A 12193-nucleotide genomic window follows, 5' to 3' on the forward strand; every position below is an offset into this window, starting at 1 on the left:
AAGCGGCCTTAGCCGCTTCAACATAGTTCATCAAAAGCGCGCAATAACGGGTTGCGGCACTTCGTCAGTTATTGTTTTTTTACCACTTGAATACCCAGCTCAGCCAGTTGAGCCGGATTGGCTTCACCTGGTGCATCGGTCAAAGGGCAAGCAGCAGTGGCTGTTTTTGGGAAAGCCATGACATCACGAATGGACGTGGCGCCAGTCATTAACATCACCAAACGGTCTAGGCCAAAAGCTAAACCTGCATGCGGAGGCGCACCATAACGTAAGGCTTCCAGTAAGAAACCAAACTTCTCAGCCGCTTCTTCATCACTGATCCCCAGTAACTGGAATACTTTGGCCTGCACATCTGGGGTGTGGATACGTACTGAACCACCACCTAACTCAGTACCATTTAATACCATATCGTAGGCGTTGGATAACAGCGCTCTGTGATCCAGCTTATCCATTTCGGTAGCCAAAAATTCAGCTGTATCCAAAGGTGAAGTAAAGGGATGGTGTACCGCAGAGAAACTGCCATCATCGTTTTCTTCAAACATTGGGAAGTCCACTACCCACAATGGTTTCCAGCCCTGCACCGTTAAGCCTAAATCTTCACCTAACTTCAGCCGCAAAGCGCCCATCGCTTCACAGACTACTTTGTAGCTATCAGCGCCGAAGAAAATTAAGTCGCCTGTAGTCGCTTCAGTGCGGCTTAAAATTTCGCTGATAATTTCAGGCGTTAAAAACTTGGCAACAGGAGACTGGATACCTTCAGCGCCTGCGTTGATATCGTTCACTTTTAACCAGGCCAAACCTTTAGCGCCGTAAATGCCGACAAATGCTGTGTAATTATCGATGTCTTTACGTGAGACTTTTTCCGCAGCGCCAGGCACTTTTAACGCAACAACACGACCTTTGTTATCGTTGGCTGGGCCTGAGAATACTTTAAACTCCACGTCTTTTAAAAGGTCTGCCACATCGACAAACTGCATTGGGTTACGCAAGTCTGGTTTGTCTGAACCATATAAGCGCATGGCTTCGTTGTAGGTCATGCGAGGCATTTTACCTAAATCGACATCCAAAAGCTGCAGGAACATCTGGTGCACCATCTGCTCTGTCACTTCCATCACCTGCTCTGAGGTCATGAACGAAGTTTCGATATCAATCTGCGTAAATTCCGGCTGACGGTCAGCACGCAAATCTTCGTCACGGAAACATTTCACGATTTGGTAATAGCGATCCAGGCCCGCCATCATCAGCAATTGTTTAAACAACTGTGGTGATTGTGGCAAAGCGAAAAACTGACCTTTGTGTGTACGGCTCGGTACTAAATAGTCACGGGCACCTTCAGGAGTTGCTTTGGTCAGGATTGGCGTTTCAACGTCTAAAAAGCCATGGCTGTCCATAAAGTTACGCACGAAGCTGGTGACTTTAGCGCGGAACTTTAAGCGATCGCTCATCAGAGGACGGCGTAAATCGATGTAGCGGTACTTTAAACGCTGTTCTTCGCTGTTATTTTGGTTTGAATCTAAAGGCAAAGGTGCAGATTTATTCAAAATAGTCAGGCTGGAAGCGTAGACTTCTACTTCACCTGTGGCCATCTCACTGTTGACCTGAGATTCAGGACGAGCGCGCACAGTGCCTGTCAATTGCACACAAAATTCATTACGTAAATCTGCAGCCTGAGAGAATAAGTCAGTTAAGTCCGGATCAAAAAATACCTGAACCAGGCCTTCGCGGTCGCGCAGGTCAATAAAAATCAAACCACCTAAGTCACGACGACGGTTTACCCAACCACATAATGAAACCTGTTGACCAATGTTTTCTGCCTTTAATGAACCGCAATAATGGCTACGCATTAACTTATCCTTTCAGTCGAACTTTAATCTGCCTGTGAAAATGAGCGCTAATTATATAGAAAAGACGCTTAATGTCACTGCTCTTAAGGCCTGTTGAGGTTTGGAAATTGAATTTTGTTCGTCTGAGCAGAGCTTTGACCGCAAAACGAGGATTAGCGGCTAAACCGATATTGGCTTTTACCTTGCTGCTTGACCTGATACATCAATTTGTCGGCAGATTTTAATAAAGTCGCAGCGTCTGTGCCGTCATGCGGGTAAATAGCAATGCCAATACTGGCTCCGACGCTGGCCTGACACACCGACAAAGCCAGTGGTTCCTGCAGGTAAAGCAGTATTTTTTCAGCCACTATGGCCGCATCATCTTTATCAACCAGGCCTGTTAATAAAATTACAAACTCATCTCCGCCAAAACGGGCCACTGTATCGGTTTTTCGTACGCAGTGACTTAATAAGGCGGACAACTTCACCAGCATTTCATCGCCAACATCATGCCCATACTGATCATTCACCAGCTTAAAGCCATCCAAATCAATAAACATCAGCGCCAGCATTTCGTTATGGCGGGCGTGCTGATGCAATGCTGTTTGCAGGCGTTCAATCAGCAGACTGCGGTTGGGCAACTGAGTTAAATCATCGTGACCTGCCATAAAGCGCATTTTTTCTTCCACTTTACGGCGTAAATTCACTTCCCGGCGTAAGGAAAAGTTCCAAATCAAAAAGCCAACAATAACCGCCATGGATACCGCAGCAATTTGCAGTACCAGCGTCATCACCCTGCTTTGATCCAGGCCTTGTTTAATCTCCAGATTCAGCCATTTATCCTGTAGACTTTTTCTGTCTGCTTCATTGATGGTTTTTATACCTTTGTTCAGGATCACCAATAATTCAGGCAAATTTTTATGCACACCGAAATAAGAAGGATAAACAGGTAAATCTGTTGGCAAATAAGCACGTAAATTGACATAACGGGGATCCCGCATCGCCACACCAGACGCTACCACAGTGTCCAGTACAAAGTCGGCCTGCCCAGCGACCACCATCTCCAGGCCATCATTTAAACTATCGACTTCAATCACCTGATGTTTTGGAAAATCTGTTTTGAGTTGCTGTACAAACTGGTACTCACGCATTATGGCAATTCGCTGGCCTGGCATTTGCGCCAGCTTGCTGTCGAATGACGCATCGTGTTTACCTATCATAATCCATTGTAAAGTCCAGTAATCCAGGCTGAAGTTACTGAAACTGCGCCGTTCTGGTAAGTCGGAGATATTCGCTACCATCTGCAGTTTTCCGGCTTTAAAGTCCTTCAATAACAGATCCCAATCACTGTAGGGCTGAGGCACGAACTGCACATCTAAACGTTGGTTCAATAACTTCAATATATCGCTGGTAATACCCTGGGCTTCACCTTTTTCATCAACAAACTCAATCGGTCGCCAGTCACTCATCACGCCAACCCGGATCTGCTGATGTTGATTTAACCACTGCCGTTCTGCATCAGTTAAAGGCACTTTGTCGCGAAATGTCTGAAAGTAGCCACCCGCCTCTTTGTCCAGCCAGCGATTTTCAATTGCAACCATTTCATCCAGACTGATCTGTGAAAAACCGTGCTGAATAGTTTGATACAACTCCTCGTTCTCGGTGCGGATCAGGGAGTAAACAGCAGATTCATAACGGATTCCGGGAAACATTTTAAGACTGTTCTGACTGCTGTTTTGTAATAAACGGCTGCGAACTATGACATCAGAGGCTAAAAAGCCAGTTAATTGCTTGCTTAACACGGCCTCAATCATCTGATCAACGGTATCAAACACCTTCAGTTTTGCATCCGGGAATTGTTGCTGGACCTGAGGACCAAAACTGGCGGTATGCAATAACCCCAGTGTCGCATCTTTGAGCTGCTGTGGATCTGTCAGCTCTGATTCACTGCTATAAAACAACGAGGAATAAATATTGTACAAGTGGTAAGCCGGTTTTAAACCGGTAAATTTTTCCTTGTTTTCAACCTGCGCCATTTGTACGTCAATACGGCCTTTACGCAAATAGGCTAATGAATCTTCTGACTGATTTGGTACAAAACTGATGTCAATACCGGTATTTTTTGACCATAAACGCCATAAATCAACAAAAACACCTTGCACATCACCAACAGGACTGACGTGCATAAAAGGTTGATTGCCAATAGACACGCCGATCAGCAAAGTGTTTGGGTCGGTATCCACACTGAGCCATTTCCGCTCTAATTGATCTCTGAACGCCAGATCCACAGTAGCGGTCGCTTCTTTTAACTGTTGCAGTAATACCACCTGATCTTGCCTGACCGCAAAGGTCAGCTCTATTTTCCGCACTGGTACTTTTTTATACACAGGATAAAACGTCATCAGCTCCCGATAGCGTGCATAACGTGGCGGCAATCGATCAAGACCGGTAAAGGCTTTAATTTCGCCTCTTAAGGCGGAATCGTACATTTGTGATACCGAATCGTAATGCTTTAATACCAGATCAGGTTGTTGGTGGCTCAGGCTGTCAATATGAGTGGAACGTTCAACCACCCCAACCAGATGGGGCTTTAAATCGATCAGATTATGCACCCCGCCCAAATCTCTGTGCACAAACACATTACTGAAAATATCCAGATAACTCAGGCCTAGTAAATAGTGTTGTTCCCGCTCTGTAGTTCGTCCCAGGCCACCATGTAAATCGATGACTCCTGAGTCCAGCATACTTAACGTATCAGCCCAGTCAGCGGCGACAAACTCTACTTTGATGCCTTGTTGCCTGGCGACTTCCTGCCAATAATCCACCACTAAACCTGCAGCCTGACCTTGCTCATTGACAAACATATAAGGATAAGTATCGCTGGATATACCTATTTTCAGTGATGTCGGAAGTTCACTTATGACTGCAGAGCTCTGAGCCTGCAGAGTAAAACCTGTAAGTAGCACAAACAACAGCAGCACGTTTTTCATCATAATAGGGATAGAATCTTTACCTTGGTTTAACAGCTCGAATACAGCGATAATAGGCGCCTTATTGATTATGAAACTTTCTAACAACGGGAATCGCGGATGCTTTATCTTGGCTGCCCGGTCTGGGCTAACCCTCAGTGGAAAAACCTGATATTTAACAGCAAGCTGGATCCGTCTGACTTTCTTGCTAACTATAGTAGGTATTTCAACTCTGTAGAGGGCAACACCAGTTTTTATGCTGATCCGTCACCACAGACGGTAAATCGCTGGAAAGAGCAAAGCGATGAAGCGTTCCGTTTTACCTTAAAAGTCCCCAAGCGATTAAGCCATCAGTTTCAACAATTCCAGCATGCCGAGTTACAACTCTGGCAGGATCTGATAGCGCCGCTGGCAGCAAAACTGGCTTTGGTGCATTTACAGCTACCCGCTTATTTTTCACCAGAGCATTTAAGCTGGCTTAAACAAATGCTCAATAGCTTATGTTCATCCTTTTCTGTCGCTGTTGAGGTGCGCCATCCGGTGTTTTTTGATAAAGCAGAGCATGAAATTACCTTGAACCGTTTATTGCGTGATTTTGAGGCAGAGCGGGTGATATTTGACAGCAGAGCTTTATTCTCAGTGCCAGCTACAACCGCAGCATTGCTGGACGCGCAGCGGAAAAAACCTTATTTACCTGTGCATGCAGTGGCCTTGACCAAACAGCCGATGCTGCGTTTTGTCGGCACTGACGATATGACCATCAATCAGCATTATTATCAGCCCTGGCTGGGGAAAGTCCGGCAATGGCTGGATGAGGGGAAAACGCCTTTTTGTTTTTTCCACAGCCCGGATAATTTAACAGCCCCACAGCTGGCACGGCAGTTTGTGATGGATCTGGGTATAGAGCATCCGATACTGGCACCCTGGCCAGAAAATCAGAGCCAACTGAGTCTGCTTTGATTTCGCCCCCAAGCCAAAATACGTTAAACTGTCCGCCAATTACAGGTATGAAGTAGTTCGACTGATGCAAAAAGATCATATTTACGCTGACCCTCTGGGCCATATTCAGGATTTTTGTTTTGACTCTGCCGTCGTGGATGTGTTTCCGGACATGATCCAACGCTCTGTGCCTGGCTATCAAACCATTATTCAGACCATAGGCAAGCTGACGCAACGTTATCAACAAGCCAACAGCAACTATTACGATTTGGGCTGCTCTTTAGGAGCGGCTAGTTTAGCCATGCGCCGTCAGATCACTGAACCAGGTTGTCAGTTAATAGGCGTGGATAACAGCGCGGCTATGGTGGAACGTTGTACCAGCCATTTACAGGCCTTTCGTTCTGACGTGCCAGCTACGGTATTGCTTGCCGATATTCGCGATATTCCGATGGAAAATGCCGCTGTGGTTGTCAGTAATTTCACCTTGCAGTTTCTGGCGAAAGAAGACAGAGCCCGCCTGATTGAGCGTATCTATAAAGCACTTAAACCTGGTGGCATTTTTGTATTGTCGGAAAAAATCATCGAAACTGATGCTACCACGCACGAATTACTGATTGATTTACACCACGACTTCAAACGCGCTAATGGCTATAGCGAGCTGGAAATCAGCCAAAAACGTACTGCGCTTGAAAATGTGATGCGCCCAGACAGTCTGGCAGAACATAAAGCACGACTGTCCGCTGCAGGTTTTGAACATATCAGTTTGTGGTTCCAGTGTTTTAACTTCTGCTCTATGGTGGCCATTAAAGCCGAGGCGCAGCAATGAGCCGTTTTCAGAGTTTTTATCAGCAAATAGCAGGCAATAAACTACTGCACTGGCTGGAGACCCTGCCGGCTCAATTAAAAAGCTGGGAGCAAGAGGCTTTGCATGGTGACTTTAAGCAATGGCAAAAAGTACTGGACCATTTACCTGTTGCAGCGAAGAGCTGCATCGAATTAAAAACTAAAGTCGAATTTGGCCAGCCAGAAGATTTAAACCATGGACAAAAACAGCGACTTGAAGTGCTGTTGCGTCAACTGATGCCATGGCGCAAAGGCCCTTTTACTGTGCATGGTTTAACCATTGATACCGAATGGCGCTCTGACTGGAAATGGGACAGAGTTCTGCCCCATATCAGCCCACTTCAACACAGAACTGTGCTGGATGTGGGGTGTGGCAGTGGCTATCACTTATGGCGAATGAAAGGTGAAGGCGCAGAATTTGTTGTAGGAATTGACCCTTCGCAGCTGTTTTATTGTCAGTTTGAAGCCATCAAACATTTTAATCCCGACCCGACAGTGCATTTATTGCCGGTCGGCATCGACGATATGCCGGAACTGAAAGCTTTTGATACCGTATTTTCTATGGGCGTGTTGTATCACCGCCGCTCCCCTATCGATTTTTTGGCTCAATTAAAACAGCAACTGCGCCCTGGTGGCGAGTTGGTGCTGGAAACCTTAGTGATTGAAGGTGATGAGCAGGCCGTGTTAGTGCCCACTGACCGCTACGCTAAAATGCGTAATGTCTGGTTTATCCCAAGCACGGCAGCTCTGTTGTTGTGGATGCAACGCGTTGGCTTTAAAAATGCAAAAGTAGTGGATTTATCTGTCACCAGTCTGGCTGAACAACGTAAAACCAGCTGGATGGAAAATGAAAGTCTGATTGATTTTCTTGACCCAACTGATCATAGTAAAACCATTGAAGGCTATCCGGCACCGCTACGGGCTGTGATAGTAGCTCAGGCTTAGAATAAAGGAACCTTGATGCCATACCGCCCTAAATCAACCATGGAACAATGGCGCATACTACAAGCTGTGGTCGATGCGGGGGGTTATGCGCAGGCCGCTGATTTACTGAATAAAAGTCAGTCTTCACTGAATCATGCAGTCGCGAAATTGCAGTATCAGCTGGGTGTGGAACTACTGGAAGTCAAAGGCCGTAAAGCCTTTTTAACACCGGCTGGTGAAGTCATGTTGCGTCGCTCTCGTTTATTGACCCAACAAATTGAAGATTTAGAGCTGTTGGCATCCAATATTAACGTAGGCTGGGAGCCTGAAATTCGCATAGCAGTGGAATTGATTTACCCGAAAAAATATCTGTATCAGGCATTGGCCAAGTTCCACCCGGTTTCCCGTGGCAGCCGTATTCAGATTATAGATACTGTGATCACTGGCTCCACCGAAATGATTATTGAACACAAGGCAGATTTAGTCATAGCCGCGTCCCCCAGTGTGCCTAAAGGTTATATAGGTGAACCTTTAACGGTGACGCAAATGGTCCCGGTGGTGGGGCAAGCTCATGTGTTGGCACAGCATCCAGAACTGGATTTAAATGAGCTGAGTCAACATTTACAAATAGTGATCAGAGATACAGCCAGCAAACCTAAAGATGTAGGCTGGCTGCGGGCGGAACAACGCTGGACTGTAAATAATTTTTTTGAAGCTATAGATATACTGAAAAGCGGTATTGGGTTTTGTTGGTTACCTGAATTTCTAATCGATGATTTGGTAAAAACCGGCGTTCTGGTCTGCCTTAGTATTCCATTAAGTTCAGCCCGTGTTGTGCCTTTAGCTTTAATTACACCCAAAGAAGAAACTCTGGGGCCTGGCAGCCGTCAGTTACGAGAGCTGTTATTAGCCGAACATAAAAACTACTAATCAGGGGATAATAATGAATCACCAAGAAGTGACTGAATTAATGAAAGTGACAGCACAGGATGCTGTTGTATACGCAGCGGAAGAGCACCAGGTGTTATTAGATTTTAGTCTGGACAGCTTAACTAAAGTCGACGAAATACTCAGCGAACTGTTTTTACGTCAACAGGAACAACGCCACGCTGATGAGGTTTTATTCACTTTATCTAATGTATTTGGTGCTTATACAGGTGAAGTTTTTATTCATCATGTCGGCGGCCAGTGGTATTACGATGAATCGGCCCCCGAAGCACCTTACATTTGTGTGCGCTACAACGGTAAAGAATTTCCTTTTGCCTCTTTGGTTTATCATCAGATTGCCAAAACCCCAAGCGCCAGTCTGCGCAATTATGTGGCTCAGGCCATGAGCAATGTGATGCAATAACAGGACTTTGGCACAAAGTTCTGCAGCGGTTTCATCCGCATTCACAGAATGCTGTGCAGTAAATCCTTTTGTCTGGCGGCTTTACAAGGTAAAATGCCGCCAATTTTTTTGGACCTTCACTTTTTAGCCATTTGGGGATTGCCGTGAGCGAGCAAAAAACGTCGTTAAGTTACAAAGACGCTGGTGTGGATATTGATGCCGGTGAGGCCTTGGTTGACCGTATTAAAGGTGCGGTAAAACGCACAACCCGTAAAGAAGTAATGGGCGGTTTAGGCGGCTTTGGTGCTTTGTGTCAAATCCCTGCGGGCTATAAAGAGCCGGTACTCGTATCTGGCACTGACGGTGTGGGTACTAAACTGCGTCTGGCTATGGATTTAAAACGCCATGACAGCGTAGGTATCGACTTAGTGGCCATGTGTGTCAACGACATAGTGGTTTCAGGTGCTGAACCTTTATTTTTCCTCGACTACTACGCCACTGGCAAACTGGATGTAAATACTGCTGCTACTGTAGTAGAAGGCATAGCCAAAGGCTGTGAGCTGGCAGGTTGTGCTCTGGTCGGTGGTGAAACTGCTGAAATGCCAGGTATGTATCACGGTGAAGACTACGACATCGCAGGTTTTAGCGTAGGTGTGGTTGAGAAGTCTGAAATCATCGATGGCAGCAAAGTCAAAGCTGGCGATCAGCTCATTGCATTAGCGGCTTCAGGTCCTCACTCCAACGGTTTTTCGTTAATTCGTAAAGTGCTGGAAGTCAGTGGCCAGGATCCTCAAACCATGCTGGAAGGCAAAACTATTGCTGACCACCTGTTAGAGCCGACCCGCATTTATGTAAAAAACCTGCTGGCGTTGATTAAATCTATGCCTGTACATGCCTTGTGCCATATCACGGGTGGCGGTTTCTGGGAAAATATCCCACGTGTACTGCCAGAAAACACTCAGGCAAAAATCATCGAGAGCAGCTGGCAGTGGCCTGCTATTTTCAGTTGGTTACAACAGCAAGGTAACGTCGAACGTCACGAAATGTACCGCACCTTCAACTGTGGTGTAGGCATGATCGTCGTAGTTCCTGCCACTCACTTAGATGCGGCTTTAGCCCAGTTAAAAGCAGCTGGCGAAAACGCCTGGCACTTAGGTGAAATCAATCAGGTTGCTGCCGACCAGGCTCAAGTTGTGATTGAAGGCTAAACCCAACCATGAAATCTATTGTGGTACTGATTTCAGGTAGTGGCTCCAATCTGCAGGCTATTTTAGATGCCTGCAGTGCTGGTTTTATCGCGGGTAAAGTCACAGCTGTTGTATCAAACAAAGCCAAAGCTTATGGTTTGGAACGGGCAAAAAAAGCCGGAGCTAAAGCTCTAGTGCTTGATCATAAAGCCTATGCCGACCGTGCTTCTTATGACAAAGCTTTGATTGAAACTATTGATCAGCATCAGCCTGATTTGGTGGTGCTTGCTGGTTTTATGCGTATTTTAACGCCTGAATTTGTCCAGCATTATCAAGGCCGCTTACTGAATATTCATCCTTCGTTATTGCCGAAATATCAAGGCTTGAATACCCATCAGCGCGCTATTGATGCAGGGGACACTGAACATGGCTGCTCAGTGCATTTTGTCACTGCAGAGCTAGACGGCGGTCCTGTCATTTTACAAGCCAAGGTTCCGGTTTTTCCGGGCGATGATGCGGATGCAGTGGCACAACGTGTACACGAGCAGGAACATCGTATTTATCCATTAGTTGTACGCTGGTTTTGTCAGAACCGTTTACAACAGCAGTCAGATAAGGCATTGTTAGATGGCCTTTTATTGTCTGACCATGGATATGCAAATGACCAGGATGACGAATAAATGGCGCCTTAGTGCGTCATTTTTTTTACTCTTTTCAAGTCTTTTATCAGCTGAAGAACCTGCAGCTGTGCCTTTAGCACAGTTATCAACTTTTGAAGCCAGTTACAATGTATTGCGTTCCGACAAAAAACACGGTGAAGCCAAACGTTATGTCAAAGTCACTGAACAAGGTTACGAGTTGGGCTACAGCAGTGATATCAGTTGGCTGATTTTCACAGATAAACGCTCTGAACAGTCTTTTTTCAGTGTCAAAGATGGCCGTATTCAACCAAACCGTTATGTGATGAAGCGCACTGGCTCAGGCCCGAACCGTTATTACGAGTTAAACCTGAACTGGGAAAACAAAGAGCTAAGGGTTGGAAAATCTAAAAAGACCAAAGCTGTGCAATGGAACGAGCAATGGCTTGACCCTTTGAGTTACCACGGCCAGCTGGCTTTGGATTTAAAAGCCGGGAAAACTGAATTTGTTTATCAGGTACTGAACCGTCATGGTGAAGAACGTAAGTACAGCTTTAAAGTGGCTGGCGAAGAATGGTTGTCCCTGCCCTACGGTAAAGTAAAAGCGATACGGATTGAACGCACTGGCACTGGTCCAGACAAACAAGTATTAGCCTGGGTAGCACCGGAGCTGGATTATTTATTGGTCCGTTTATGGCAGGCAGAAGACAATGTCGAGCAGTTTGATATTCAGCTGGCAACGTTCAAACCTTAAACTTTTCTCTTATAAAGCCGCTTATTGCGGCTCTCCTGCTTTAAACAACTGTGCTTGTCCCGACGTCATCACCTGCCATTGTTCGTTACAGGTCAGCGGCAAAGTCGCAATAATAGTCACTACATCCTTTTCAGTGGTTTCTTTTGAAAAATCAATATCTACATCCATATCAGACAGCAGTGCCACACCAAAAGGCGCTCTTCTGGTGATCCAATGCAGTTTGGTGCTGCAATACGCCAGCAAGTAATCGCCATCTGATATCAACAAATTAAACACACCTAACTGCTGCAAAGCCGGACACAAGCTAGCAAGGTAATCGAAAGCCTGCTTCATATCTGCAGGTGGTGTAGGGAACTGTTGTTCGAGCGCATTGAGCAGATAACAAAACGCATGTTCGCTGTCGGTTTGCCCTACCACAAGATGTTTGCCGGTCGCTAAAGCTTCGAAACCATGCAACTGACCATTGTGGGCATAAGTCCAGTAACGCCCCCATAAAGTACGGGTAAAAGGATGGGTATTTTCAAGCCCCACTCCCCCACTGTTGGCCTGACGGATATGCGCCACCACAGCTGTACTTTTAATGGGGTAGTCACTGATAAGCCGCGCAATTTCAGACTGATAACTCGGATCGGCATCTTTAAAAGTACTAACCCCTTTACCCTGATAAAAAGCCACACCCCAGCCATCTTTATGCGGACCCGTCTTGCCACCCCGCTCTCTTAAGCCTTTAAAGCTAAAACAGATGTCGGTCGGCACATTGGCTGACATTCCTAATAACTCACACAT

The 12193-nt window shown here is 46.0% G+C and carries 11 protein-coding genes; 8 read left to right on the forward strand and 3 right to left on the reverse strand.

Annotated elements, in window-relative coordinates; all coding sequences use genetic code 11:
• Positions 1 to 68: 68 nt before the first annotated feature.
• Together aspS and P3C17_RS14815 are read right to left on the reverse strand one after the other, a co-directional pair.
• Positions 69 to 1844: an aspartate--tRNA ligase gene (aspS, locus tag P3C17_RS14810; RefSeq protein WP_300930152.1), complete on the reverse strand. Its 1776-nt coding sequence runs from the start codon at positions 1842 to 1844 to the stop codon at positions 69 to 71.
• A gap of 152 nt (positions 1845 to 1996) precedes the next feature.
• Positions 1997 to 4816, reverse strand: a complete 2820-nt coding sequence (locus tag P3C17_RS14815; protein WP_300930153.1) for a transporter substrate-binding domain-containing protein — start codon at positions 4814 to 4816, stop codon at positions 1997 to 1999.
• Between the two features lie 96 nt (positions 4817 to 4912).
• Between P3C17_RS14815 and P3C17_RS14820 the strand changes: the two genes are divergently transcribed.
• The 8 genes from P3C17_RS14820 (at position 4913) to P3C17_RS14855 (ending at position 11407) form a co-directional block, all read left to right on the forward strand.
• Positions 4913 to 5752 carry a DUF72 domain-containing protein gene (locus P3C17_RS14820; protein ID WP_300930154.1) on the forward strand — a complete coding sequence of 280 codons (840 nt, stop codon included), beginning with the start codon at positions 4913 to 4915 and terminating at the stop codon, positions 5750 to 5752.
• A 64-nt stretch (positions 5753 to 5816) separates the two neighbouring features.
• Positions 5817 to 6557, forward strand: a complete 741-nt coding sequence (gene cmoA / locus P3C17_RS14825; protein WP_300930155.1) for a carboxy-S-adenosyl-L-methionine synthase CmoA — start codon at positions 5817 to 5819, stop codon at positions 6555 to 6557.
• Positions 6554 to 7519: a tRNA 5-methoxyuridine(34)/uridine 5-oxyacetic acid(34) synthase CmoB gene (cmoB, locus tag P3C17_RS14830; RefSeq protein ID WP_300930156.1), complete on the forward strand. Its 966-nt coding sequence runs from the start codon at positions 6554 to 6556 to the stop codon at positions 7517 to 7519. Before cmoA ends, cmoB begins: the two co-directional genes overlap by 4 nt.
• Positions 7520 to 7534: 15 nt before the next feature.
• The gene (locus tag P3C17_RS14835; RefSeq protein ID WP_300930157.1) at positions 7535 to 8428 is read left to right on the forward strand and encodes a LysR family transcriptional regulator; all 894 of its coding nucleotides are present in this window, start codon (positions 7535 to 7537) and stop codon (positions 8426 to 8428) included.
• Between the two features lie 13 nt (positions 8429 to 8441).
• Positions 8442 to 8849: a hypothetical protein gene (locus tag P3C17_RS14840; RefSeq protein ID WP_300930158.1), complete on the forward strand. Its 408-nt coding sequence runs from the start codon at positions 8442 to 8444 to the stop codon at positions 8847 to 8849.
• Positions 8850 to 8992: 143 nt separating this feature from the next.
• Positions 8993 to 10036, forward strand: coding sequence for a phosphoribosylformylglycinamidine cyclo-ligase (gene purM, locus P3C17_RS14845; protein ID WP_233080065.1), 1044 nt, complete (start codon positions 8993 to 8995; stop codon positions 10034 to 10036).
• An 8-nt stretch (positions 10037 to 10044) separates the two neighbouring features.
• Entirely contained in the window at positions 10045 to 10695 is a 651-nt protein-coding gene (gene purN, locus P3C17_RS14850; RefSeq protein WP_300930159.1) for a phosphoribosylglycinamide formyltransferase, read from the forward strand.
• On the forward strand, positions 10676 to 11407 hold the full coding sequence (locus tag P3C17_RS14855) for a DUF3108 domain-containing protein (RefSeq protein ID WP_300930160.1): 732 nt from the start codon (positions 10676 to 10678) through the stop codon (positions 11405 to 11407). Before purN ends, P3C17_RS14855 begins: the two co-directional genes overlap by 20 nt.
• Positions 11408 to 11428: 21 nt before the next feature.
• Here the strand turns inward: P3C17_RS14855 and P3C17_RS14860 are convergent, their stop codons facing one another.
• Positions 11429 to 12193: a class II glutamine amidotransferase gene (locus P3C17_RS14860; RefSeq protein WP_300930161.1), complete on the reverse strand. Its 765-nt coding sequence runs from the start codon at positions 12191 to 12193 to the stop codon at positions 11429 to 11431.

The sequence above is a fragment of the Rheinheimera sp. 1928-s genome (genome assembly GCF_029269265.1).
Lineage (GTDB): Bacteria > Pseudomonadota > Gammaproteobacteria > Enterobacterales > Alteromonadaceae > Pararheinheimera.

Bases quoted from the DNA above. Each gene is read 5' to 3' on its own strand.
- P3C17_RS14835 (WP_300930157.1), top strand. From the start codon at position 7,535: ATGCCATACCGCCCTAAATCAACCATGGAACAATGGCGCATACTACAA.
- P3C17_RS14855 (WP_300930160.1), top strand. From the start codon at position 10,676: ATGACCAGGATGACGAATAAATGGCGCCTTAGTGCGTCATTTTTTTTA.
- P3C17_RS14820 (WP_300930154.1), top strand. From the start codon at position 4,913: ATGCTTTATCTTGGCTGCCCGGTCTGGGCTAACCCTCAGTGGAAAAAC.
- P3C17_RS14860 (WP_300930161.1), bottom strand. From the start codon at position 12,193: ATGTGTGAGTTATTAGGAATGTCAGCCAATGTGCCGACCGACATCTGT.
- cmoA (WP_300930155.1), top strand. From the start codon at position 5,817: ATGCAAAAAGATCATATTTACGCTGACCCTCTGGGCCATATTCAGGAT.
- aspS (WP_300930152.1), bottom strand. From the start codon at position 1,844: ATGCGTAGCCATTATTGCGGTTCATTAAAGGCAGAAAACATTGGTCAA.
- cmoB (WP_300930156.1), top strand. From the start codon at position 6,554: ATGAGCCGTTTTCAGAGTTTTTATCAGCAAATAGCAGGCAATAAACTA.
- P3C17_RS14840 (WP_300930158.1), top strand. From the start codon at position 8,442: ATGAATCACCAAGAAGTGACTGAATTAATGAAAGTGACAGCACAGGAT.
- purN (WP_300930159.1), top strand. From the start codon at position 10,045: ATGAAATCTATTGTGGTACTGATTTCAGGTAGTGGCTCCAATCTGCAG.
- P3C17_RS14815 (WP_300930153.1), bottom strand. From the start codon at position 4,816: ATGATGAAAAACGTGCTGCTGTTGTTTGTGCTACTTACAGGTTTTACT.